This window comes from Uruburuella suis (assembly GCF_004341385.1).
GTDB lineage: Bacteria > Pseudomonadota > Gammaproteobacteria > Burkholderiales > Neisseriaceae > Neisseria > Neisseria suis.
Genome location: NZ_SLXE01000003.1, coordinates 1 through 23,726, shown reverse-complemented (window position 1 = coordinate 23,726; position 23,726 = coordinate 1). Strand labels below are relative to the sequence as shown.

The 23,726-nt window shown below is 56.7% G+C and carries 20 protein-coding genes; 13 read left to right on the top strand and 7 right to left on the bottom strand.

What is annotated here, in order from left to right; genetic code table 11:
- Positions 1–152 precede the first annotated feature (152 nt).
- The gene (truC, locus tag EV680_RS01730) at positions 153–872 is read left to right on the top strand and encodes a tRNA pseudouridine(65) synthase TruC (protein ID WP_132952582.1); all 720 of its coding nucleotides are present in this window, start codon (positions 153–155) and stop codon (positions 870–872) included.
- Positions 873–1,188: 316 nt separating this feature from the next.
- Positions 1,189–2,580: a glutamate--tRNA ligase gene (gene gltX, locus EV680_RS01725; protein WP_132952580.1), complete on the top strand. Its 1,392-nt coding sequence runs from the start codon at positions 1,189–1,191 to the stop codon at positions 2,578–2,580.
- Between the two features lie 80 nt (positions 2,581–2,660).
- Here the strand turns inward: gltX and yccS are convergent, their stop codons facing one another.
- From yccS to EV680_RS01700, 5 genes are all read right to left on the bottom strand, one after another.
- Positions 2,661–4,817, bottom strand: a complete 2,157-nt coding sequence (gene yccS / locus EV680_RS01720; RefSeq protein WP_132952578.1) for a YccS family putative transporter — start codon at positions 4,815–4,817, stop codon at positions 2,661–2,663.
- A gap of 125 nt (positions 4,818–4,942) precedes the next feature.
- Positions 4,943–5,698, bottom strand: a complete 756-nt coding sequence (locus tag EV680_RS01715; RefSeq protein WP_132952576.1) for an ABC transporter permease — start codon at positions 5,696–5,698, stop codon at positions 4,943–4,945.
- Positions 5,699–5,888: 190 nt separating this feature from the next.
- The gene (locus EV680_RS01710) at positions 5,889–6,782 is read right to left on the bottom strand and encodes an ABC transporter ATP-binding protein (RefSeq protein ID WP_132952574.1); all 894 of its coding nucleotides are present in this window, start codon (positions 6,780–6,782) and stop codon (positions 5,889–5,891) included.
- A gap of 215 nt (positions 6,783–6,997) precedes the next feature.
- Entirely contained in the window at positions 6,998–7,726 is a 729-nt protein-coding gene (locus tag EV680_RS01705) for a dienelactone hydrolase family protein (protein ID WP_132952572.1), read from the bottom strand.
- A 233-nt stretch (positions 7,727–7,959) separates the two neighbouring features.
- Complete coding sequence (locus EV680_RS01700) at positions 7,960–8,964, bottom strand: thiamine ABC transporter substrate-binding protein (protein WP_132952570.1); 1,005 nt, start codon at positions 8,962–8,964, stop codon at positions 7,960–7,962.
- Between the two features lie 154 nt (positions 8,965–9,118).
- On the opposite strand from EV680_RS01700, the gene EV680_RS01695 reads away from it, so the two are divergent.
- From EV680_RS01695 to rarD, 7 genes are all read left to right on the top strand, one after another.
- On the top strand, positions 9,119–9,841 hold the full coding sequence (locus EV680_RS01695; RefSeq protein ID WP_424580104.1) for a pyrimidine 5'-nucleotidase: 723 nt from the start codon (positions 9,119–9,121) through the stop codon (positions 9,839–9,841).
- A gap of 9 nt (positions 9,842–9,850) precedes the next feature.
- A complete protein-coding gene (locus EV680_RS01690) occupies positions 9,851–10,111 on the top strand; it encodes a spore cortex protein (protein ID WP_132952568.1) in 261 nt (86 codons plus the stop codon).
- Positions 10,112–10,215: 104 nt separating this feature from the next.
- Positions 10,216–11,586 (top strand): bifunctional UDP-N-acetylglucosamine diphosphorylase/glucosamine-1-phosphate N-acetyltransferase GlmU, encoded by a 1,371-nt coding sequence (gene glmU, locus EV680_RS01685; RefSeq protein ID WP_132952566.1) that lies wholly within the window; start codon positions 10,216–10,218, stop codon positions 11,584–11,586.
- Between the two features lie 120 nt (positions 11,587–11,706).
- The gene (gene glmS, locus EV680_RS01680; RefSeq protein ID WP_132952564.1) at positions 11,707–13,545 is read left to right on the top strand and encodes a glutamine--fructose-6-phosphate transaminase (isomerizing); all 1,839 of its coding nucleotides are present in this window, start codon (positions 11,707–11,709) and stop codon (positions 13,543–13,545) included.
- Between the two features lie 173 nt (positions 13,546–13,718).
- Positions 13,719–15,848 (top strand): ATP-dependent DNA helicase DinG, encoded by a 2,130-nt coding sequence (dinG, locus tag EV680_RS01675; protein ID WP_132952562.1) that lies wholly within the window; start codon positions 13,719–13,721, stop codon positions 15,846–15,848.
- Between the two features lie 14 nt (positions 15,849–15,862).
- A complete protein-coding gene (locus EV680_RS01670; protein ID WP_132952560.1) occupies positions 15,863–16,432 on the top strand; it encodes a uracil-DNA glycosylase in 570 nt (189 codons plus the stop codon).
- A gap of 457 nt (positions 16,433–16,889) precedes the next feature.
- Complete coding sequence (rarD, locus tag EV680_RS01665) at positions 16,890–17,816, top strand: EamA family transporter RarD (RefSeq protein WP_207894263.1); 927 nt, start codon at positions 16,890–16,892, stop codon at positions 17,814–17,816.
- Between the two features lie 273 nt (positions 17,817–18,089).
- Here rarD and EV680_RS01660 read toward each other — a convergent pair whose 3' ends face one another.
- Together EV680_RS01660 and EV680_RS01655 are read right to left on the bottom strand one after the other, a co-directional pair.
- The gene (locus EV680_RS01660; RefSeq protein WP_132952556.1) at positions 18,090–19,319 is read right to left on the bottom strand and encodes a PilT/PilU family type 4a pilus ATPase; all 1,230 of its coding nucleotides are present in this window, start codon (positions 19,317–19,319) and stop codon (positions 18,090–18,092) included.
- A gap of 21 nt (positions 19,320–19,340) precedes the next feature.
- Positions 19,341–20,384, bottom strand: coding sequence for a type IV pilus twitching motility protein PilT (locus EV680_RS01655; RefSeq protein ID WP_132952554.1), 1,044 nt, complete (start codon positions 20,382–20,384; stop codon positions 19,341–19,343).
- A 131-nt stretch (positions 20,385–20,515) separates the two neighbouring features.
- On the opposite strand from EV680_RS01655, the gene EV680_RS01650 reads away from it, so the two are divergent.
- The 4 genes from EV680_RS01650 to dksA all read left to right on the top strand — a co-directional run bounded on the left by EV680_RS01650 (position 20,516) and on the right by dksA (position 23,356).
- Entirely contained in the window at positions 20,516–21,214 is a 699-nt protein-coding gene (locus EV680_RS01650; RefSeq protein ID WP_132952552.1) for a YggS family pyridoxal phosphate-dependent enzyme, read from the top strand.
- Between the two features lie 169 nt (positions 21,215–21,383).
- A complete protein-coding gene (proC, locus tag EV680_RS01645; RefSeq protein ID WP_132952550.1) occupies positions 21,384–22,178 on the top strand; it encodes a pyrroline-5-carboxylate reductase in 795 nt (264 codons plus the stop codon).
- Between the two features lie 24 nt (positions 22,179–22,202).
- Positions 22,203–22,760 (top strand): YggT family protein, encoded by a 558-nt coding sequence (locus tag EV680_RS01640; protein WP_132952548.1) that lies wholly within the window; start codon positions 22,203–22,205, stop codon positions 22,758–22,760.
- A gap of 179 nt (positions 22,761–22,939) precedes the next feature.
- A complete protein-coding gene (dksA, locus tag EV680_RS01635; RefSeq protein WP_132952546.1) occupies positions 22,940–23,356 on the top strand; it encodes an RNA polymerase-binding protein DksA in 417 nt (138 codons plus the stop codon).
- Positions 23,357–23,726 lie beyond the last annotated feature (370 nt).

Below are 23,726 nucleotides of genomic sequence, written 5' to 3'. Positions count from 1 at the left end.
CCGCCGATTGCCGCCCAAAGCTGGCACAGCCGCGCCAAGCTGCCTATAATAAGCCCAGCAACTTTTCATACCACTTCTCTGTTTCGGGAAGTTTGTGAATTCACGCCCTTGTTTACAAGGGCTTTTTTTTGGCCGCTTGAAAGGCAGCGAGCATGCTGGAAATTCTCTATCACGATGCCGATTGCATTGCCGTCAACAAACCCGCCGGCATGCTGGTGCACCGCAGCTGGCTCGACCGGCACGAAACCCGCTTTGTGATGCAGACCCTGCGCGACCAAATCGGGCAACACGTTTACCCCGTGCACCGGCTCGACCGCCCCACTTCGGGCGTGTTGCTGTTTGCCCTGGGCAGCGAATCCGCGCGCGCCTTATCGCAGCAATTCGAGCAAAAAAGCGTGCAGAAAAATTATTGGGCGGTGGTGCGCGGCCATCTGCACGGCGCCGGCCGCATCGACTATGCCCTGAAAGAGCCGCACGACAAAATCGCCGATGCCCTGGCCGATGCCGATAAGCCCGCACAAAGCGCACTCACCGATTGGCGCGCCCTTGCGCACACCGAGCAGCCTTTTGCCGCCGCCGCGCGCTACCCCACCTCACGCTATTCCTGGCTCGAGCTCACCCCGCACACCGGCCGCAAACACCAATTGCGCCGCCACATGAAGCATATTTTCCACCCGATTGTGGGCGACACCACTTATGGCGACAACGCCCAAAACCGCGCCGTAGCGGCCCACACCGGCTGCACCCGCCTGCTGCTGCACGCACGGCAATTGGCGTTTGCGCGCCTGAGCGACGGCGCGCGCGTTAACGTGGCGGCCGATGGCGGCGAAGCATGGCAGGCGCTGATGCAGGCTTTTGACTGGGCGGAATAATACCCATTCAAAAAAGTAAGCTAACAAGGCGAGCCTGTAGGTCGGATTCTCGAATCCGACACTTGTCCGCAGAACAAGGCACGCACATCGCTTTGGCCGTTGGCCAAACGTCGGATTCAAGAATCCGACCTACGCAGATGATGCTGCCGAACTGCTTTTATTTTGTAAGGTTATTTCTTTGGATTGGTATAAAACGGCGGTTTACGTATATTGAAAGGCCGTCTGAACGCTTTCAGACGGCCTCAAATTGGCAGGCAGGCAGGCTTAACGTACAATAGCGCTTTTCCCCCATTATTCTTTATCGGAGCCGAATCTCATGACCATCCGAACCCGTTTCGCCCCCAGCCCCACCGGCTATCTGCATATCGGCGGCGTGCGCACCGCCCTTTTTTCATGGGCATTTGCCAAAAAGCACAAAGGCGAATTTCTGCTGCGCATCGAAGACACCGACCTTGAGCGCTCCACCGCCGAATCGGTCAACGCAATTTTCGACGGCATGCATTGGGTGGGCTTGGATTACGACAATAAAGACCATGTGGTGTATCAAACTCAGAATTTCGACCGCTACCGCCAAGTGATTGCCCAATTGCTCGAGCAAGGCCACGCTTATCACTGCTATTGCAGCAAAGAAGAGCTCGAAGCCATGCGCGAAAAAGCCGAAAAAGAAGGCACCGCCACATATGATCGCCGCTGGCGGCCGGAGCCGGGCAAAGTGCTGCCGCCGCTGCCCGAAGGCCGCGAGCCGGTGGTGCGCTTCAAAACCCCGCTCGAAGGCCACACCACTTGGCAGGATTTGGTGAAAGGCGAAATCAGCATACCCAACGAAGCGCTCGACGATTTGATTATCGCCCGCGCCGATGGCACGCCCACCTATAATTTCTGCGTGGTGGTAGACGATTTGGACATGGGCATCACCCATGTGATTCGCGGCGACGATCATGTGAACAACACGCCCAAACAAATCAACATCTTAAAAGCCATCGGCACCCAATTACCGCAATACGGCCATCTGCCGATGATACTCAACGAGAGCGGCGCCAAAATGAGCAAGCGGCGCGATGCCGTGAGCGTGGTGGATTACGACCGCCAAGGCATTTTGCCCGCAGCGCTGCTCAACTATCTGGCGCGGCTGGGCTGGGCGCACGGCGACGATGAATTTTTCAGCATGGCGCAATTTGTGGCTTGGTTTGACCTGAAAGACGTTTCCCCCTCGGCCAGCCGCTTCGACCACAAAAAGCTTTTGTGGATCAACGCCGAGCACATCAAAATCACCCCCGACGAGCAATTGGCCGCGCTCATCAAGCCGCGCCTGGCCGTGCGCAACATCCACGAAACCGCCAAACCCGCTCTGGCCGATGTGGTGGCGCTGGTGAAAGAGCGCGTGCAGGATCTCAACCAATTGGCCGACGAATGCGTGTATTTCTATGAAAAAAGCGTGCCCGCCGAAGCCGATGTGGCCAAGCATTGGGACGATGAAGCCGCCGCACGCATGCTGCGTTTTGCCGACAAGCTCGAAGGCCTGGCCGACTGGAATGCCGAAGCCATCCACGATTTGTTCCAGCCTTTTTGCGAAGCCGAAGGCATCAAAATGGGCAAGCTCGGCATGCCGCTGCGCCTGGCCGTGGCCGGCACCGCCAAAACCCCGTCGGTAGACGCTGTGCTCGCCTTAATCGGCAAAGAAGAAGTGCTCAAACGCATCCGCAGCTGATTGTGAAACCGTATCAAAAGGCCGTCTGAAAAGTTTTCAGACGGCCTTTTCAATAAACGCATCTACGCATTGCAAATTGTTCAGACGGCCTGCGGCGCTGCGGCGGGCACGGCTTCGCGCTGGCGGTTGAGCGCATCGAAGCAGGGCTCGAGCTGGCGCACAATCATGCTCAGCTGCTGCCACAGCACGCTGCGTTGTTGGTTGTCGCTGCTGCTCTCGGGCTGAAGCTGCGCCAATTCGCTGCCGATTTGCGCCAATTCGTTGTGAAAAGCGGCGGCATCGGGCTGGTTGATGTGGTCGAGCAGGTCGGCCACGCGGTAGGCGAGCCGGTAGAAAGGTTGGCTGAATTCGGCATCGCTGTTTTTGTTCATATGGCTGCGGTAAGCGCCGAGCGCGGAAATATAGCTGATCAGGGTGTAGTTGAGCTTGAGCAGGTGAAAGCCGTCGGGCAGGCGGTGGGCGTATTTTTTCGGCTCGCTGCTCATGTCGGACAAGGTGCTGCTCAGCGCGGCGGCGCGCTCATGGGTTTGGCGGCGCGCGCTGCGGTAGGCGATGTCGTCGATGCTGCCGTTTTGCAGCTGGTCGAGAATCACGCGCAGATAAGCGCCGTTGTTGGCGATGGCGCGCCCGGCGGTGCGCTCGAGCGTGAGGTAGCGCCAATCGGGCCATAAATACGACACCGCCACCCAGGCAATGGCCGCGCCGATGAGCGTGTCGATAATGCGCAGCGGCATGGCGGCATACACATCCAGCCCGGCGAGTGAAAAGCTGGTGAGCGCCTGAATGGTGATGAAAAAGGTGGAAAAACTGTATTTATTGGTGCGGAAAAAGAAAAAAAGCGTGGTGGAGGCAATCACAATCCACAATTTGGTTTCCACCGAGGGCGTGAAATAAGGCACCAACGAGCCCACCACCACACCCAGCACGGTGCCGACAATGCGCTGGTTGACGCGGCTTTTGGTGGCCGAATAGTTGGGCTGGCACACGAAAAGCGCGGTGAGCAGAATCCAGTAGCCCAAATGCAGATGGAACACTTCCACAATGGTGCAGCTCACCAGCACCACAATCGCCAGCCGCACGGCATGGCGGAACACGGCCGATTCAAGGTTGAGCTGGCTGCGCACGGTGCGCCAGGCGTTTTTCAGGCCGCCGTGCTCGGTGGCGGCGATGCGGGCGTCGGCCACGGTGCTTTCGTGTTCATCGCCGCCCTCCAGATGGGCGAGCTGGTAATCCACGCTGCCCAAGTTGTCGAGCAGGCGCTGCAAAGCGTGCACATCGGCGCCGGTATGCTGTGCGGCATAAAGCTTTAGCGATTGGCGCGTGCCTTTGATGGCTCGTTGCAGCCGCTCGCTGTAAACATAAGGCTGGCCGCTGCGCAGGCTCTCGGCCACATCGCGGCAGGCTTGCGCCTGCAATTCGAGCAGGCGCTGGATGCGGAAAATCAGGTCGGTGTTTTGCAGGCGCTCTGCCAAGTCGCGATAGTCGAAATGCGCCGAGCTGATGCGCTCGTGAATATCCTGCACGGTGAAATAATAGCGCAGCATGCGCTCGGTGCGCGGGTGGCGGTGTTGGCCCCTCATGCGGTAAAACAAGGCGCTGCGGCATTGGTTGAAGGCTTCGATAACGGCGGCGTTTTTCATTGCCAGCCCGATTTGGCGGCTTTCCAAAAGCTCGGTTTCATCGGGGTCGAAAAACACCGATTTGGCATCGAAATAGCTGCCCAGCGCGGCATAGGCATCGGCCACGCGCTCCTGCACCGGCCGGTGCGGGAAAATAATGTGAAAGAGCAGCGTCATGGTGCTGTAGAGCAGCGTGCCCAGCAGAATCATAAACGGGTTCACAAACCAGGGCATCTCGGGCGTGTAGGTGAGGGTGGTGTAGGTGGCCACGGCCAGCGTGCCGAAAGCAATGGTGCGGTAGCGCAGCCCCACCGCGCCCAGCAGGGTAAAGCCGAAAGTGAGCGCCGTCATTGCCAGCATAAACGGCAGCCCCTTGCCCACCGTCAGTTGCACGCTCAACGAGGCGATGGAAAAAGCGCACACGGTGAAAACGATGTTTTTCAAACGGCCGGTGAGGCGGTTGTCCAAATCCACCAGGCCGCCGGCGATGATGCCCAACACAAACGGCATGGATAATTTGGGCACGTTGAAATACCACACCAGCGATGCGGCGATAAACACGCTGAAAAAAATCGGCAGCGTGGCCATGATTTTGGCATTGATGGGCGGTGTTTTCATGAGGCTCGGGGTGCCGACGGCGGGCAGATTGAATTGTGGACAATTGTAGCAGGGTTTGACGGCAAACCGAATACACAGGCCGTCTGAAACTTTTCAGACGGCCTGTGTATCAACGTATCAAAACGTTAACTGCGCAGCTTCCAGCCCGATTTCAACACCAAAAGCACAGCGGCGGACAGAGCGGCGGTGAAGGCGCCCACCACGGCGAGCGAGAGCCAGGGTGAGGTGTCGCTCACGCCGAAAAAGCCGTAGCGAAAGCCGTCTATCATGTAAAACACGGGGTTGAGGTGGCTGAGATTGCGCCAGAATTCGGGCAGGCTGTTGATGGAATAAAACACGCCCGATAAAAAAGTGAGCGGCATAATCAGAAAGTTTTGAAAGGCGGCGAGCTGGTCGAATTTTTCCGCCACAATGCCCGCCAACAGGCCGAGCGCGCCCATCATGGTGCAGCCGAGCAGGGCGAAAACGGTTATCCAGATGAAATTGTGCGGCAGCGGCAGGCCGAACCAGGCAGTGGCGGCAATCACGCCGGCGCCCACCAGCAGGCCGCGCACCACCGAGGCGCCCACATAGGCGGAAAAAAACGCGCTCACCGATAAAGGCGGCAGCAAAATAAACACCAAATTGCCGGTGATGCGCGATTGAATCAGGCTGGAAGAAGAATTGGCAAACGCGTTTTGCGTCATGCTCATCATCGCCAGGCCGGGAATCAGAAAGGCGTTGTAGGCCACATCGGGCAGCGCTTCCACCGATTTGCCCACGGCGTGCGAAAAAATCAGCTGATACAGCAGCGCGGTGATCATCGGCGCGGCCAGCGTTTGGAAGCCCACTTTCCAAAAACGCAGAATTTCTTTTTTAAACAGGGTGTAAAAGCCTATCATGGCGGGTGGTTCCTTAAGATTTCTTTATGGTTATTGCGTCTGAATCTGCGGCAACAGATAGCAGGCCGTCTGAAAGATTTCATGCTCGCTCAAAGCCGGCGGGCTGCGTTTGCCCGCATCGCCGTTTTATTTTCAGACGGGCATCAGATGATTTAACGGTTTCAGGGCGTGTTTGATGTTTCAGACGGCCTTATTTGCGCATGATTTTCACAAACACGTCTTCCAAATCGGTTTCCGGCAGCTGCATGTGTTTTACTTTCACGCCGGCATATTTCAGCGTTTGCAGCACAAAAGCGAGCTGCTCGTAGTCGTCGAGCTTGAGCAACACGGTGTCGTCGTTTGAGGGCTGCTGCCAGGCGCGCAGATTGTCGGGCAGCGCACCCTCGAGCAGCAATTCCACGCGCAGGCCTTTTTCGGCGTGCAAAAGGTGTTCGGTGGAATCGAGCGCCACCAGCACGCCCTGTTTCATCATGGCAATGCGGTCGCACAGGCTTTGCGCTTCTTCCAGATAATGGGTGGTGAGAATGATGGTGTGGCCTTGGCGGTTGAGGTTTTGGATAAATGCCCACAGGCTTTGGCGCAGCTCCACATCCACTCCGGCGGTGGGCTCGTCGAGCACAATCACCGGCGGGCGGTGCACCAGCGCCTGCGCCACCATCACGCGCCGCTTCATGCCGCCGGAAAGGTTGCGGGTGTTGGTGTCGGCCTTATCGGCTAGGCCAAGATTGGTGATGATTTCATCTATCCAATCATCATTATTTTTCAGGCCGAAATAGCCCGATTGAAACTGCAAAGCTTCGCGCACGCTGAAAAAAGGGTCAAACACCAATTCTTGCGGCACCACGCCCAAACTCATTCGTGCGGCATAAGCATCGGCCTCTACATCGTGCCCCATCACGCGGATACGGCCGGAAGTGAGTCGGCTCAAGCCCGCCATGGCGGAAATCAGCGTGGTTTTGCCGGCACCGTTGGGGCCCAAAAGCGCGAAAAATTCGCCCTCGGCCACATCGAAGCTCACGCCGCGCAAAGCGGTGAAGCCGTTGGCATAAGTTTTCACGGCGTCTTGAATATGAAGGGCGGGCATAGCTATCCTTGAAAAGAAAAGTTTCAGACGGCCTGCCGGTTTTTGAGGCCGTCTGAAAGCAAAAAGGCAAAGTGTTTATTATAACCCTTTTCTTTCACGGCAAGCTTGGCGGATTCAAGGCGGAAGATTATCTTGGTTTGTGATGGATAAAGGCCGTCTGAAACGTTTCAGACGGCCTTGTTTTGATGCGGTTGCGTTATCAAAAAGCTAAACGCTTACAAAACACGCTCCAGCAAATTGAGCATATTCTGCCAGCTTTGGGCGGCGGCTTCTTCGTTGTAGGCAAGATCCACGCCGTTTTTCTCGCCGTTGTGGGTGGCTTGCGGGTTGGTGAAGCCGTGTTTGGCGTCGAAAATATCCACATGGTAGCGCACTTTGGCGGCATTCATTTCCTGCTCAAACGCAGCCAAATCGGCCATGCTCACCATGCTGTCCTGCCCGGCGTGTTCAACTAAAAGCTCGGCTTTCACCACGCCTTCCAGTGCGGGCACGGCCGGGCTGAGGTTGCCGTGAAAGCTCACCACGGCTTTTAAATCGGCGCCGCGCCGTGCCATATCGAGCACCACTTTGCCGCCGAAGCAAAAGCCGATGGCGGCGGTGCTCAGCGGGCTGATTTGCTGCACCGAAGCCAAGGCCTGCTGCGCCAGATGGGTGCGCTCGGTGAGCACGGCCGAGTCGGAGAGCGCTTCCATCATCCATTCGTTGGCTTGCGCCGCTTCATCGGTGAGGCGGGCTTCGCCGTATAAATCCATCGCCAGCGCGGCATAGCCGGCTTCGGCCAAGCGCTCGGCCGCGTGTTTGGCGTGGTCGCTCAAGCCCCACCATTCGGGGGCTACCAACACGCCGGAAAGCTCGTTTGGCGCCTCTTCAGGCAGGCACAAATAACTTTGCAGGGTGAGGCCGTCGGCGGTGGTGTAGCTGAGGGTGCGGGTGGTGATGCGCATAATAAGCTCCTTGGGTTGTGGCGTTAATGGCATTTCAGACGGCATGTGAAGATTAGGGCGTCCTGACATTTCGATTTACGGGTGTATTTTGTTCCTGAAAACGCATCTGCTGTGTTAAAAAGCCTCGCAAGGTGTCCAACCTTGCTGCGTTTTTTGCCTTGCATCTGCATTTGCAGGAACAAAATCCCCCTCATAAACGAATTGTCAGGATGCCCTGAGAGGCCGTCTGAACATTATTTCAACACGGTTTGAATCCAGCGGCTCACCCAATGCTTTTGTTGCAGGGCGATTGCGCTTTGGCCGGGGGTGTCGCTCTCGGCGGGCGCTTGGGCGAGGGCAAACACTTTGGGCTGCGGCGTGTTTTTCACCGCAGGATACACCCACATTTCCGCCGGCAGTGCGCGCTGCACTTCGGGGCTTTGCAAAAAGCGCACCAATTGCAGCGCCAAATCAGGCTCGCGCGCTCCGCTCAGCACCGCCGCGCCTTCCACTTGACGGAACACGCCGCCTTTCAGAAAAAGATTGCCGCTGGGTGGCGTTGTGTATTTGCCCTTGCTGAAAAACACTTCGGCGGCCGGGCTTGTGGCATAGCTCACCACCAGCGGGCGCTCGCCGCCATAAAGCGTGAACGCGGTGTAATAGGCATCGCTCCAGCTGTTGGTGGTTTTCACGCCGTTGCGGCGCATGGCGGCCCACCATTCAAACGCGTTCTCTTCGCCCATCGCGCCGATATTGGCCAGCAAAAAAGCCAGCCCGGGGCCGGATGTGCCCGGGTTGGGCACCACCAGCAAATCTTTATAGGCCGGTTTGGCCAAATCTTGCAGCGATTGCGGCAGCGGCAGCTTGCGTTGTGCAAACCAGTTTTTATCGTAATTGATGTTCACATAAGCATAATTCACCGCCAGCGCCCCGGCCAGCCCGGCATCGGCCGGCAGCGAATGCGGCTGGCGCGCCGCCAGAATGCCGCTTTGGTCGGCTTTGCCGATATTGGCATTATCGAGCCCGTAAACCGCGTCGGCAATCGGCTGGGCGCGGCTCAAAATCAGCTTGTTGAGCATTTCGTTGCTGCTGCCCACTTTAATCACCGACACTTTGGCATCGTGCTTGCGCTCAAATTGCGCCAACACGTCCAGCGGCAGGCTGAACGATTTGTGCACCGCCAGCCGAACTTCGGTTTGTGCCTGTGCCGTCAGGCTCAGCAGCAGCACGGCGAGGCCGGAAAAAAAGCCCTGTTTCATCAGACATTACCCTGTATTTTATTGATATTCGCGTTATCATACCAAGCGCACCCCGCAAATCATACCCATTCAAAAAAATAATACCCATCCAAAAAACCGTGCATGCGCATCGTTGCCGGTTTGTTTTTTTTGAGCACTCCCTATTCCGGCGCTGATGATGATTTCCCACCCCGTTTGGCTTTTCGACCTCGACAACACGCTGCACCATGCCGATGCCGGCATTTTCCGGCTGATCAACCAACACATGACCGCCTATCTGGCGCAACAGCTCGCACTCACGCCCGAAGCCGCCGGCCGGCTGCGCGAAGATTATTGGCACCGCTACGGCGCCACGTTGGCGGGCTTGCAGCAGCACCATCCCGAAATCAGCGTGCCGCATTTTTTGCAGCAAAGCCACCCCTTGCCCGAATTGCTGGCCGTTTTGGTGCCGATGGCGGGTGCAGCGGAAACTTTAGGCCGTCTGAAAGGTCGTAAAGCTGTGTTTTCCAACGGCCCGTCGTTTTATGTGCGCGCGCTGGTGCAGGCGATGGGCATTGCACACCATTTCGAAGCCCTCTTGGGCACCGATGATTTCGATTTCACCTACAAGCCCGCTGAAAAAGCCTATTTAACCGTTTGTCGTATACTTAATGTGCCGCCCGAACAATGCATTATGATAGATGATAGTGCCGCCAACCTGCATGCCGCCAAAGCCTTGGGCATGCGCACCGTGTGGTATGGGCAGCAAACGCATGATTTGCCTTTTGTGGATTTTGCCGCCGCCGATATGGCCGCCCTGTGTGCATGGGCTGCGGAAGATTGGCAAAAATCATACTATGAAGCGGGTGATGATTTGATTACAATAGGCCGACATCCGGAAATTATGACCAATCAATAAGGAAACATCATGCGCTACCTCGCCCTGCTGCTTGCCGGCACCGCCCTTTTCGGCTGTTCTTGGGAAACCTATCAAAAAAACGACGGCCACACCGGCCTGCGCCAGAAATACGAAAAAGGCACCCGCGTGTATTACGAAGACGGCTCTTATTCACGCAATATGCAATACAACCAATACCGCCCCGAGCCGCACGCAGTCAAGCCGGGCATGAGCGAGCCGGCCGAAGTGCGCGGCGCCAATTGGGACGAGCCGCAAAGTTCGGCGCAATAACACCACACCACACATTCAATAAACCTTCCGCAAGGCAGGCCGTCTGAAAGCTTTCAGACGGCCTGCCCGCCCATATGATTGATTTCAGCGAAAAGATTTTATCCATGAGCCCACATTCCCTGCATATCGTGATTCTCGCGGCCGGCAAAGGCACGCGCATGTATTCCAAGCTGCCCAAAGTGTTGCACGAAATCGGCGGCGAGCCCATGGTGGCGCGCGTAATCGACACCGCGCAGCAGCTAGAGCCCCAAAGCACCGTTGTGGTGATAGGCCACGGCAAAGAAAAAGTGCGCGAGCGCGTGGCGCGCAATGTGGCTTGGGTGGAACAAACCGAGCAGCTGGGCACCGGGCATGCCGTGAAAGTGGCGCTGCCGCACCTGCCCGCAGAAGGCCGCACGCTCGTGCTCTACGGCGATGTGCCGCTGATTGACGCGCCCACCCTGCAAACCCTGCTCGACGCCGCCGGCGAAGAAGTGGGCCTGCTCACCGATGTGCTGGAAAACCCCACCGGCTACGGCCGCATCATCCGCGAGGGTGGCAATGTGGTGGCGATTGTGGAAGAAAAAGACGCCGATGCCGCCCAAAAAGCGGTGCAGGAAATCAACACCGGCATTTTGGTGCTGCCCAATGCCAAGCTCGAGGGCTGGCTGAATGCCTTGCAGAGCAACAATGCGCAGGGCGAATATTACCTCACCGACTTGATTGCGCTGGCCAATGCAGATGGCATCAAAGTGCATCCGGTGCAGGTGCGCGCCAGCCATTTGGCCGCCGGCGTAAACAATAAAGTGCAGCTGGCTGAATTGGAACGCATTTTCCAGCGCGATCAGGCAGATGAATTATTGAAAGCCGGCGTCACCCTGCGCGATCCTGCCCGTTTTGATTTGAGAGGCCGTCTGAAACACGGCCAAGATGTGGTGATTGATGTGAACTGTGTGTTTGAAGGCGATGTGGTGCTGGGCGCCGATGTGGAAATCGGCCCCAACTGCGTGATTCGCAACGCCAAAATCGGCGAAGGCAGCAAAATCGAAGCGTTTTCGCATTTGGAAGATTGCGAAATCGGCGCACGCGCCCATATCGGCCCCTATGCCCGCCTGCGCCCGAATGCCAAATTGGCCGATGAAGTGCATATCGGCAATTTTGTGGAAGTGAAAAACACCACCATCGGCAAAGGCAGCAAAGCCAACCACCTCACCTATTTAGGCGATGCCGAAATCGGCAGCAAAACCAATATCGGCGCCGGCACCATCACCGCCAACTACGATGGCGTAAACAAACACAAAACCGTGATTGGCGATGAAGTGCGCATCGGCTCCAACTCGGTGCTGGTGGCACCCGTTACCATCGGCAGCCGCGCCACCACCGGCGCGGGCAGCGCGATTACCAAAAATTGCCCCGACAACCAGCTCGCGCTTGCCCGTGCACGCCAAACCGTGATTGAAGGCTGGGTGCGCCCGGAAAAGCCGGCCAAAAAATAAAAATTGCTTTCAGACGGCCTGATTCAAAACAGTAAGGCTGTCTGAAAGCTTTTCCCGCCTGTTTGTCCGAGAGTCGGCCAAACAAGCATTTTTTTAAAACTTTGATACTAAGGAACTTTTATGTGCGGTATCGTAGGCGCCATTCGCGCCCACCACAATGTTGTGGATTTTCTCACCGACGGCCTCAAACGCTTGGAATACCGAGGCTATGATTCATCCGGCATCGCCGTGCAAACCGGCAACAAAATCACCCGCGTGCGCCGTGTCGGCCGCGTGCAGCTGATGGAAAACGCCGCCCGCGAAAAAGGCGTGCACGGCCACATCGGCATCGGCCACACCCGCTGGGCCACCCATGGCGGCGTAACCGAGCCCAATGCCCACCCGCATATTTCCGGCGGCCTGATTGCCGTGGTGCACAACGGCATTATCGAAAACTTCGAAGAAGAGCGCGCCCGCCTGCAAAGCTTGGGCTACACCTTTGAATCACAAACCGACACCGAAGTGATTGCCCACAGCGTCAAACACGAATATGAGCGCAACGGCCACGATCTTTTCGCCGCCGTAGAAGCCGCCTGCACCCGTTTTCACGGTGCATATGCCATCGGCGTGATTGCCGACGACAACCACAAAGAAATGGTGGTGGCGCGCATGGGCTGCCCGCTGCTGGTGGCTTTCGGCGACGAAGAAACCTTTATCGCATCCGATGTGTCGGCCGTGATTGCCTTCACCCGCAACATCGCCTATCTCGAAGACGGCGACATTGCCCTTTTGAATGCAAATGGCATTGAAAAGCTGCTCGACAAAAACGGGCAGGCCGCCGAGCGCAAAGTGAAAGTGTCTGAATTATCGCTCGCCTCGCTGGAGCTTGGCCCCTACAGCCACTTTATGCAAAAAGAAATCCACGAGCAGCCGCGTGCCATTGCCGACACCGCCGAAGTATTTCTCGACGGCGGCTTTGAGCCTGAAAATTTCGGCACAACCGCGCGCGAAGTGTTTGCCGGCATCGACAGCATCAAAATCCTCGCCTGCGGCACTTCTTATTATTCCGCCCTCACCGGCAAATACTGGCTCGAGAGCATCGCCAAAATCCCCACCGATGTGGAAATCGCCAGCGAATACCGATACCGCGATGTGATTGCCAACCCCAAACAATTGGTGATTACCATTTCCCAATCCGGCGAAACGCTCGACACCATGGAAGCGCTGAAATACGCCCAATCGCTCGGCCAAACCCACAGCCTTTCCATTTGCAACGTGCTGGAATCGGCGCTGCCGCGCGAGAGCGAATTGGTGCTCTACACCCGCGCCGGCGCAGAAATCGGCGTGGCTTCCACCAAAGCCTTCACCACCCAATTGGTGGTGTTGTTCGGCTTGGCCGTTACCTTGGGCAAAATGCGCGGCCATGTCGGCGAAGAGCAGGCGCGTGCCTACACCGAAGAATTGCGCCAGCTGCCCGGCAGCATCCAGCATGTGATGAATCTCGAGCCGCAAATCGCCGCGTGGGCGCAAAAATTCGCCAAGAAAGCCAGCGCCCTTTTCCTCGGCCGCGGCATTCACTATCCGATTGCACTCGAAGGCGCGCTGAAGCTGAAAGAAATCACCTATATTCATGCCGAAGCCTATCCCGCCGGCGAGCTCAAACACGGCCCCTTGGCGTTGGTGGATGAAAACATGCCGGTGGTGGTGATTGCACCCAACGACAGCTTGCTGGACAAAGTGAAAGCCAATATGCAGGAAGTGGGCGCACGCGGCGGCGAATTGTTTGTGTTTACCGATTTGGATAGCAATTTCCACGAAAGCGAAGGCGTGCATGTGATCCGCACCCCGCGCCACGCCGGCGTGCTCTCTCCCATCGTGCACACCATTCCCGTGCAGCTTTTGTCTTACCACGCCGCTTTGGCACGCGGCACCGATGTGGACAAACCGCGCAACCTGGCCAAATCGGTAACGGTGGAATAAGTTTTACCGATTTGTAATGGCAAAGGCCGTCTGAAAGGTTTTCAGACGGCCTTTTTGTATTTTTATTGATACGGCGAAGTTTGCGGGCATTTTTCAGACGGCCTTGTTGATAAAATGCTAAAATAGCCGCTTGTTTTCTCATGCCGTTTTGATACGGCCTCAAACCGATTCTCATGCTCACCGACCTCGAAAAAAACGCTATCCGCGACCATTATCAAAACATCGGCAAAAGCCTGCCTGGCTTTCGGCCGCGCGCCGCCCAGCGCGAAATGATTGCGGCGATTGCCAACGCTTTTTCGCGCAGCCAAAGCCGCGTCGAGGGCGAAGAAGCGCCCAAGCGCGAGGGTGAGAGCATTGCTGTGATCGAAGGCCCCACCGGCGTGGGCAAAAGCCTGGCCTATTTGCTGGCAGGCGGAATTATGGCGCAAACGCGGGGCAAGCGGCTGGTTGTGTCGAGCGCCACCGTGGCTTTGCAAGAGCAATTGGTGCACCGGGATTTGCCTTTTTTGGTGGCGCATTCGGGGCTGGAAATGACGTTTGCGCTGGCCAAAGGGCGCGGCCGCTATCTGTGCCCCTATAAGCTCTATCAGCTCACCCAGAGCAACGCCCAGCAAAACTTACTCGGCATAGAAGCGCCCACGGTGCTGTGGGAGAGCAAGCCCCGTCCGGAAGAGCTGCAAATGCTGCGCGATTTGGCCGATGAGTTTGCCGCGCGCCGCTTCAACGGCGATCGCGATACTTGGCCGCAGAAAATCGACGATGCGGTGTGGTTTAAAATCACCAACGACCGCCACGGCTGCCTGAAAGCGGCCTGCCCCAACCGGCCGGAATGCCCGTTTTATCTGGCGCGCGACACGCTGGAGAGCGTGGATGTGGTGGTGGCCAACCACGATTTGCTGCTCGCCGACATCGGCATGGGCGGCGGCGTGATTCTGCCTGCGCCTGAAAACAGCTTTTATTGCATCGACGAAGCGCACCATCTGCCCAAAAAAGCCTTGAGCCAGTTTGCCGCCGAGCATTCGTGGAACCAGGCCGTGTGGACGCTGGAAAAGCTGCCCGCCATCAGCGACAAAATCGCCGCCGTGGCCGATAAAGCCGAAGCGGCCAATCTGGCCGACGAGGCCGCTGCTTCTTTGCTGGAAAGCCTCAACGAATGGTCGTTTCAGCTGGCCGACGAGCCGGCGCTGGCGCCTTCGGAGGGCAGCGAATCGGTGTGGCTGTGGCAAGACGGTAAAATCCCCGAATCGCTCGAATTATTGGTGTCCAACACCGCCGTGGCCGCCCGCAGCCTGCTCAAACAGCTCTACACCCTCAACGATGCGCTCGCCGCCACTCGCCGCGACAAAGACCAAGACAGCGCCTTGATCGACCGCTTGAGCGGTGAATTCGGCATGTTTATCGCCCGCGCCGAGCAAATCAGCGCCGTGTGGGATTTATTGTCCACCGTGCCACCCGAGGGCGAAGCGCCGCTGGCCAAGTGGATTACGCGCCGCATCAGCGATAAAAACGATTATTTTTTCAACGCCAGCCCCATCAGCAGCGCCAGCCACTTGGCCAACGGTTTGTGGCGGCGCGCCGCCGGCGCCGTGCTCACCTCGGCCACTTTGCAATCGTTGGGCAGCTTCGATTTGCTGCTGCGCCAAACCGGGCTGGTGTGGCTGCCGGCCACCACCACGCTGGCCTTGCCCAGCCCGTTTGATTTTGATGCTCAGGGCGAGCTTTATATTCCGCCCTTGGCCGCCAGCCCGAAAGATGCGGCCGCCCACACCGATGCTATTGTGGAATGGCTGCCGCGCCTGGTTTCCGCCGAAGAGGCCATCGGCACGCTGGTGTTGTTCAGCTCGCGCAAGCAGATGCAGGATGTGGCGCTGCGCTTAGCCGCCGATTATCTGCCGCTTTTGCTGGTGCAGGGCGAAGTGCCCAAAGCCGTGCTGCTGCAAAAACACCACGATGCCATTGCCGACGGGCGCGCCAGCATTATTTTCGGGCTCGACAGCTTTGCCGAAGGGCTGGATTTGCCCGGTGCGGCCTGCGTGCAGGTAATCATCGCCAAGCTGCCGTTTTCCATGCCCGACAACCCTATCGAAAAAACGCAAAACCGCTGGATCGAGCAGCGCGGCGGCAACCCTTTTATCGAAATCACCGTGCCCGAAGCCAGCCTCAAGCTGGTGCAGGCGGTGGGGCGGCTGATCCGCACCGAAAGTGATTACGGCCGCGTGACCATACTCGACAACCGCGTGAAAACCCAGCGCTACGGCAAGCAGCTGCTCGCCTGCCTGCCACCTTTCAAACGCATCGGATAAGGCCGTCTGAAACCATGTCTGCCCGAATAAACGCCTTGCTGCAACAATTAAGCGCGTATTTTAACTGCGCTGTGGCACCCGGCTGGGGCAACACGGCGGCCGATATTGTGTTTGTGGCCGATGCACCGGGCAAGCGCGAAATCGAAGCCGGCGAGCCTTTTTCGGGCGTGAGCGGGCGCTTTTTCGATGAGTTGCTCGCTTCGATAGCGCTGCCGCGCGATGAAATCTACCTGACCAATGTGGTGAAATTCCGCCCCCAAGGGCGCGACCCCAACCGGCAGGAAATCGCCGCCTGCCGCGAGCTGCTGCAAGCCGAATTGCAAGCCGTGCGCCCGCGCATCGTGGTCACGCTCGGCCGCATTGGCCTCAACGAATTTCTGCCGTTGATGAAAATCAGCCAAGTGCACGGGCAAGATTTCCGCCTGCAGGCACACGGCCTCGATTTCACTCTGTTTCCCCTCTATCACCCCGCCGCCGCCATGCACAACGGCAAAATGCGCCCCTTGCTCAAAGCTGATTTTCTCAAGCTCGGCGCATGGCTGGCGCAAAATCTGCCGCACGGGAAAGGGCGGGAGGCCGTCTGAAAAATGGCGGCAACGGCCATTTGTGCCCAATATGATGCGGCGCAAGCGCATGCATGCAAAGGCCGTCTGAAAATCTTTTATACCAATCCAAAAGAATAACCTAACTTCGTTGGCTCGCCTTGCCGTACTATAGTGGAATGCAGGAAAAAGTGACACAACGGGTAGGTTGGGTTGAAAACCCAACAAGCCCACAGGCCGTCTGAAACGTTGGGTTTGGCAACCCAACCTACCTGTTATAGTGCGCAGTTTTGTATCACTTTTTCTTACATTCCACTATATCTGTACTGTCGCAGGCTCGCCGCCTTGTTAGCTTACTTTTTTGAATGGGTATTGTTTTTAGGTTTGGTATGAAAACTTCATTTCGAATCATGCCCGCGATTAGCCTGCACCCGGCGTCCGCTACTATACAAGCCGGCAGCGGCGGCCTATGATGGCGCTTTTCCCAACTCGGCCTGCCATGACACCTGCCCGCTCTTCAGACGGCCTGACTGAAAATCAAAAAGGCTTGCTCTATGCCCTTTGCTGCTATTTGCTTTGGGGCCTTTTTCCGCTTTATTGGTATCCGCTCACCCACAGCGGCATCGATGCCGGCCAGCTTTTGGCGCAACGCATTGTGTGGTCGGCGCTGTTTTCCGTGGTGTTGGTGGCGGTGTTCAAGCAAACCCATGTGCTGCTCGATGCGCTGCGCCGCCCCAAAATCTTGCTGGTGTTCACTTGCTCCGCCACTGCCATCGGCTTGAACTGGCTGATTTTCTTGTGGGCTATTGGTAATAATCATGTACTTGAGGCGAGCTTGGGCTATTTTATTTCGCCTTTGTTCAGCATGTTGTTGGGGCGGCTTTTTTTCAACGAGCATTTCAACCGCATTCAGTTGGCGGCAATTGTGCTGGCCGCCATCGGCATTTTTTGGTTGGCGCTGCCGGCCGGCCAAGTGCCGTGGGTGGCGCTGCTGCTCACACTCACGTTCGGCCTCTACGGCCTGCTGCGCAAAACCGCACCGCTTGATGCGCTGCCGGGGCTGGCGCTGGAAACCTTGTTGCTGCTGCCTTTTGCTTTGGCTTATCTGGGCTGGCTGGCGCAACAGGGGCAGCTTGTGTTTGTCAGCCTGCCGCCGCTGCTGCTTGCCACGCTGATCGGCTCGGGCATTGTCACCACCGTGCCGCTGCTGCTGTTTGCCGCCGGTGCACGGCGCATTTCAATGAGCGATTTGGGCATTATTCAATATGTGTCGCCCACTATTCAATTTTTGCTGGGGCTGTTTTTATTCGGCGAGGCTTTTGATGTGTCGCGTTTTATCGGCTACGGCTGGGTGTGGTTGGGTGTGGCGGTGTATTTGTTTGGTATTTGGCATCAGCAGCGCAGCAAACGTATGCCGGTGGAGTGATTGCCAATCTCAAAATAATCTATAGTGAAATGCAAGAAAAAGTGACACGAAACTGCATGCTGCAACAGCGTAGCTTGGGTTGGTAAACCCAAGGTTTCAGACGGCCTGTGGGTAGGTTGGGTTTGCAACCCAACCTACCCGCCGTGTCACTTTTTTATACATTCCACTTTTATACATTCCACTATAAAACGATAAAACCGTGCATAACCGCATGCATAAAAAGGCCGTCTGAAAATGTTTCAGACGGCCTTGATGATGGGTGCGGCTGTGCGTTTAAGACATTAAATTCAAATCGCTGATGCGGTCAAACAAGCGTTCGGGTTCGCCGCCTTCTTCGTAAAGCTGGATGCGCAGGCGCAAGTCGTTGGCCGAATCGGCTTGGCGCAGGGCTTCGTCGTAATCCACCTGGCCGGCCACATAAAGCTCAAACAGGTTTTGGTCGAAGGTTTGCATGCCTTCTGTGCCCGAGCGCAGCATGATGTCTTTGATGCCCATCAATTCGCCTTTGAAAATCAAATCTTGCACAGCGGCGTTATTGATCAGCAGGTCGATAATGGCGGTGCGCCCTTTTTTGTCTTTTTTCACCACCAGCCGCTGGCCGATGATGCCGACCAGATTGAGCGCCACGTCCATCAACACTTGGTGGCGGCGGTCTTCCTGATAAAAGTTCATGATGCGCTCGATGGCCTGGTTGGCGGTGCTCGCGTGCAGGGTGCAGATGCACAAGTGGCCGGCTTGCGCCAGCTGCAGTGCGTATTCCATGCTGTCTTCATTGCGCACCTCGCCGATACACACCACATCGGGCGCTTGGCGCATGGCGTTTTGCACGGCCAGCTTCCAGCTGGGGGTGTCGATACCGATTTCGCGCTGGGTGACGATGCAGCGGCGCGGCTGGTAGATGTATTCAATCGGGTCTTCGATGGTTACGATGTGGCCGGGCATTTTGTGGTTGCGGTGGTTGACCATGGCCGCCATCGAGGTGGATTTACCCGAGCCGGTGGGGCCGGCCAAAATCAGGAGGCCGCGCGATCTGAGCGCCAAATCGTGCAACACCGGCGGCAGCGACAGTTCTTCCACGGTGGGAATCACTTGGTTGATGCGGCGCAACACCAAGCCCACGCGTCCTTGGTCGTGATAGGCGTTCACGCGGTAGCGGGTGTTGCTGCGTGATTGTACGGCGTAGTTTAAATCTTTGTTTTTGTTGAATTCTTCTAGCTGCTCGTCGTTCATGGTGGAGGTGACGATGTCGGCGGTGTCTTGCACGCTGAGCGATTTGTGCGGCACGGGTGTGAGCGTGCCGTTTACTTTCAGCGAGGGCGGAAAACCCGCGCTGATGAAAATATCGGAAGCGCCGCGCTGCTCGGCATCGGCGCACATATGGTCGAGAATCGGGTGCAAATGGGCGCCGATTTCGGCCGGCGTGGGAATGTGGGGCGCTTTTTTGCTGGAATATGCCGCCACCATGTCGCTCAAAAGCGCGTGCAGCTGGTTGGTTTCACTCATGATTGTAGCCTCTGCTTCTCGTTATGAAAATGTCGAATCAACGTGTTGCCCCTTGCTGCGGGCCACATCGGGGCTGATTACGCCCTGGCGCACCAGCGCCTGCAAAGATTGGTCGAGCGTTTGCATGCCGTGGGTTTGGCCGGTTTGCAGGGTGGAGTTGATTTGGGCGATTTTGTTTTCGCGAATCAGGTTGCGCACGGCCGGGGTGGAAATCAGAATTTCATGTGCGGCCACGCGGCCGTTGCCGTCGCGGGTTTTGAGCAGGGTTTGCGAAATTACCGCGCGTAAGCTCTCGGAGAGCATGGAGCGCACCATTTCTTTTTCGCCGGCGGGAAACACGTCCACAATCCGGTCCACCGTTTTGGCCGCACCGGTGGTGTGCAAGGTGCCGAACACCAAGTGGCCGGTTTCGGCGGCGGTGAGCGCCAGGCTGATGGTTTCCGGGTCGCGCATCTCGCCGATCAGAATCACATCGGGGTCTTCACGCAAAGCCGAGCGCAAGGCGTTGGCAAAGCTGTGGGTGTGTTGGTGCAGCTCGCGCTGATTGACCAAGGCTTTTTTGCTTTGGTGTACAAATTCAATCGGGTCTTCGATGGTGAGGATGTGGGAAGGCTGGGTGTCGTTGATATAATTGATCATCGCCGCCAGTGTGGTGGATTTGCCCGAGCCGGTGGGGCCGGTAACCAGCACAAGCCCGCGCGGGTGGTCGGCGATTTTCTGAAAAATGCGCGGGGCTTTTAAGTCTTCCAAGGTGAGTACGGTGCTGGGCACGGTACGGAACACGGCGGCCGGACCACGGTTGGAGGTGAAGGCGTTCACACGGAAGCGCGCCACATTGGGCAGCTCGAAAGCAAAGTCGGTTTCCATGTTTTGCTGATAGAGCTTGCGCTGCTGGTCGTTCATCACCGAGGTAATCATCTGGCCGACTTCTTCGCTGCTCATTTCGGGCAGGTTGATGCGGCGGATGTCGCCGTGCACGCGTATCATCGGCGGCAGGCCGGCGCTGAGGTGGAGGTCGGACGCTTTGTTTTTCACGCCGAATGCGAGTAAGTCGGTAATTTGCATAATGTGATTCCGTTTTTTAGAATAGAATTTTTGTTAAAAATAGAAAACTTGTGTATTTTAAATAAGTAAACACATTCCAACCAAGCGAAAAATCAATTATTTTTTCAGACGGCCGCAATGAAAGGGCTGAAATGAATATCTTGCAACACAATTACCAACAGGTTAAAGCCGCCATCGCGGCGGCCGAAGCCGCTGCCGGCCGCCCCGCCGGCAGTGTGGCGCTGGTGGCGGTGGGCAAAACGTTTCCCGCCGCCGATATCCGCGCAGTGTATGCCGCCGGCCAGCGCGATTTCGGTGAAAACTATATTCAGGAATGGGCGGCCAAGGCCGATGAATTGGCCGACTGCGCCGATATTGTGTGGCATATTATCGGCCAAGTGCAATCCAATAAAACCCGGCAAGTGGCCGAGCGCGCGCATTGGGTGCACACCATTGAGCGCCTGAAAACGGCGCAGCGCCTGAGCGATCAGCGTCCGGATGATATGCCGCCTTTGCAGGTTTGCATCGAAGTGAATATTGCCGCCGAGCCGAACAAACACGGCGTGGCGCCTGAAGAAGCAGTGGCTTTGGCTTGCGCCGTGGCCGCGCTGCCGCGCGTGCAGGTGCGCGGGCTGATGTGTGTGGCTGAAGCCGCCGCCGGCGAAGCGGCTTTGCGCGCGCAATTCGGGCAAATGCAGCAATTGTTGGCGCAATTGCAGGCAAAAGGCGTGGCGGCGGATGTGCTGTCGATGGGTATGTCGGCCGATATGGCCATCGCCGTGGCCAGCGGCGCCACCCATGTGCGCGTGGGCAGCGCCATTTTCGGCGCACGCGATTATCCGCAGCGCTGAGGCCGTCTGAAAGGCATTTGTGTGTTCAGACGGCCTTGGTGTAAAAATCACTTTACAGCAGTTAAATGATTCAATTGCGTTTCATTTTTCTTTTATAAACATCAGGCCGTCTGAACACATAAAGTGCCTTTCAGACGGCCTGGCAAAACCTTTATATATAGGGCAAAAAATGACTGTGTATTTTCTCGGCGGCGGCAATATGGCGGCCGCAATTGTGGCCGGTATGGCTGCTGAGGGCGACTGGCAGATTCATGTGGCCAACCGCGGAGCGGAAAAACGGGCGCAGCTGGCGCAGCAATTCGGTGTGGCGGTGTCGGAAAAGCTGCCGCCGTTGGGCGCCGATGATATTTTGGTGCTGGCGGTGAAGCCGCAAGACATGCAGGCGGCGCTGGCCGGTGTGCAAGCAAACGGCGCGCTGGTGTTGTCGGTGGCCGCTGGCTTGAGCGTGGCCACCTTAAGCCGCTATCTGGGCGGCACGCGCCGCATTATCCGCATCATGCCCAACACGCCCGGGCGCATCGGCTTGGGCGTGGCCGGCATGTTTGCCGCCGATGGAGCAAATGAAGCCGACCGGCAAGCCGCAGATGCGATTATGCGCACCAACGGCAGCACCGTGTGGCTGGGCGATGAAGCGCAAATGCACGCCATCACCGGCATCAGCGGCAGTGGCCCGGCTTATGTGTTTTACCTGCTCAATGCTTTAAAAGAAGCCGCACAAGCACAAGGCTTTGATGAAGCTACCGCCCGCAGCCTCAGCTTGGCCACCTTTAAAGGCGCAGTGGAATTGGCGGCGCAAAGCGGAGAAGATTTCGCCCTGTTGCAGCAAAATGTCACCTCCAAAGGCGGCACCACGCACGAAGCCATCGAAACTTTTAAAACACACGGCGTGGCTGAGGCCATCGGCGCCGGCGTGGCGGCATGTGTGGCGCGCTCGCAGCAAATGGCGCAACAGTTTGACACTTAAAACGAACCGCAAAGGCCGTCTGAAATGATGATTAAAATTATTCTGTTGCTGGCTGATGTGTTGGCGATTGTGTGTTTGGCGCGCTGCCTGCTGCAATGGGCGGGGCTGCCGTTTGAGCACCCGTTGGCGCAGTTTTGCACACAAACCACCAATTGGCTGGTGCGGCCGCTGCGCAAAGCCACGCCGCCCTTGGGGCGCTGGGATTTGGCCTGCGTGCTCGCTTGTGTGCTGGTTTATTATCTGGCCTTCACGTTGGTGCTGTTGCTGGCGCTGCCCGGCGGCTTCGGCATGCGGCTGATGGCCGCCAACCTGCTTTTTACCGTGCTAAATCTCTTCAAAGCGGCGGCTTATGTGCTGCTGCTGGGTTTGTTGCTGCGCATGGTGCTCAGTTTCAGCAAGCCTTATTCGCCTTTATTGCCGGTGCTGCATCGGATTTTCGAACCTTTGTCGCGCCCGTTTGTCTTCTTAAAGATAGGCCGCTTTGATTTTTCCGGCAGCGTATTGGTGCTGGTGTTGTGGTTTTGGCTCAGCGCCATCTTGCCGCAAATGATCAGCCGGCTCAATTTGTGGCTGCTCGGCTGAAGTGCGATGCCGCCTGAACCCAAATCCCTGCGGGGCGGCAGAAAAATACGCACAAACAAAAAATCATGTTATGATTCGGCCTTCTTGAAAAGACGACAATATGGTTCAGAATCAACAATAAGCAGCCCGGCAGCTTATCTGCCGGTAATCCGACAATAATTCACTGTGGAAGAATCATTATGGCAAAGCTGACGGAACAAGACATCCTGAATTGGAACGGCCCGGAAGAAGATTATATGAATGCCGACCAACTGGCCTTTTTTAGAGATTTGCTGGTGAAGCTTCAAGACGAGTTGATTGAAAACGCTTCCGCCACCACCGGCCACCTGCAAGAGCACGAATCGGCACCCGATCCGGCCGACCGCGCCACGCAAGAAGAAGAATACGCGCTTGAGCTGCGCACCCGTGATCGCGAGCGCAAGCTGCTCACCAAAGTGCAAGGCTCCATCCGCAAGATTGACGAGGGCGATTACGGCTTCTGCCAAGATACCGGCGAGCCCATCGGCCTCAAGCGCCTGCTGGCGCGCCCCACCGCCACCTTGTCGGTAGAAGCGCAAGAGCGCCGCGAACGTCTGAAAAAACAATTTGCCGATTAATCGGTAAATATCAAACAGCCCCCGAATGTTCGGGGGCTGTTTGATATAAATTATAGTGAAATCAAAGAAAAACTGATACAGAAATAAGAAATCTCAAATCGTGTGTAGGGTGTGTGGCGCAGCCACGCACGCGGGTTAAACGGCTTCTGCATGTATGGCTTGCTACATGCGTCTGTATAAGTTTTTCATTTATTCCACTATATAACTAAGGCCGTCTGAAAAGTTTTTTCAGACGGCCTTAGTCGTTTTATTGGAAGCGGGGATTGGAAATTGCTATAAAAAATACCCAGCTAAAACAATCGGGTGATATTTTATTGTAAATATTTTTGCAGATAGATGTTGACGGGTTTTGGTGGTTTGGGTATAGTTC

Bases quoted from the DNA above. Each gene is read 5' to 3' on its own strand.
- truC (WP_132952582.1), top strand. From the start codon at position 153: ATGCTGGAAATTCTCTATCACGATGCCGATTGCATTGCCGTCAACAAA.
- gltX (WP_132952580.1), top strand. From the start codon at position 1,189: ATGACCATCCGAACCCGTTTCGCCCCCAGCCCCACCGGCTATCTGCAT.
- yccS (WP_132952578.1), bottom strand. From the start codon at position 4,817: ATGAAAACACCGCCCATCAATGCCAAAATCATGGCCACGCTGCCGATT.
- EV680_RS01715 (WP_132952576.1), bottom strand. From the start codon at position 5,698: ATGATAGGCTTTTACACCCTGTTTAAAAAAGAAATTCTGCGTTTTTGG.
- EV680_RS01710 (WP_132952574.1), bottom strand. From the start codon at position 6,782: ATGCCCGCCCTTCATATTCAAGACGCCGTGAAAACTTATGCCAACGGC.
- EV680_RS01705 (WP_132952572.1), bottom strand. From the start codon at position 7,726: ATGCGCATCACCACCCGCACCCTCAGCTACACCACCGCCGACGGCCTC.
- EV680_RS01700 (WP_132952570.1), bottom strand. From the start codon at position 8,964: ATGAAACAGGGCTTTTTTTCCGGCCTCGCCGTGCTGCTGCTGAGCCTG.
- EV680_RS01695 (WP_424580104.1), top strand. From the start codon at position 9,119: ATGATGATTTCCCACCCCGTTTGGCTTTTCGACCTCGACAACACGCTG.
- EV680_RS01690 (WP_132952568.1), top strand. From the start codon at position 9,851: ATGCGCTACCTCGCCCTGCTGCTTGCCGGCACCGCCCTTTTCGGCTGT.
- glmU (WP_132952566.1), top strand. From the start codon at position 10,216: ATGAGCCCACATTCCCTGCATATCGTGATTCTCGCGGCCGGCAAAGGC.
- glmS (WP_132952564.1), top strand. From the start codon at position 11,707: ATGTGCGGTATCGTAGGCGCCATTCGCGCCCACCACAATGTTGTGGAT.
- dinG (WP_132952562.1), top strand. From the start codon at position 13,719: ATGCTCACCGACCTCGAAAAAAACGCTATCCGCGACCATTATCAAAAC.
- EV680_RS01670 (WP_132952560.1), top strand. From the start codon at position 15,863: ATGTCTGCCCGAATAAACGCCTTGCTGCAACAATTAAGCGCGTATTTT.
- rarD (WP_207894263.1), top strand. From the start codon at position 16,890: ATGACACCTGCCCGCTCTTCAGACGGCCTGACTGAAAATCAAAAAGGC.
- EV680_RS01660 (WP_132952556.1), bottom strand. From the start codon at position 19,319: ATGAGTGAAACCAACCAGCTGCACGCGCTTTTGAGCGACATGGTGGCG.
- EV680_RS01655 (WP_132952554.1), bottom strand. From the start codon at position 20,384: ATGCAAATTACCGACTTACTCGCATTCGGCGTGAAAAACAAAGCGTCC.
- EV680_RS01650 (WP_132952552.1), top strand. From the start codon at position 20,516: ATGAATATCTTGCAACACAATTACCAACAGGTTAAAGCCGCCATCGCG.
- proC (WP_132952550.1), top strand. From the start codon at position 21,384: ATGACTGTGTATTTTCTCGGCGGCGGCAATATGGCGGCCGCAATTGTG.
- EV680_RS01640 (WP_132952548.1), top strand. From the start codon at position 22,203: ATGATGATTAAAATTATTCTGTTGCTGGCTGATGTGTTGGCGATTGTG.
- dksA (WP_132952546.1), top strand. From the start codon at position 22,940: ATGGCAAAGCTGACGGAACAAGACATCCTGAATTGGAACGGCCCGGAA.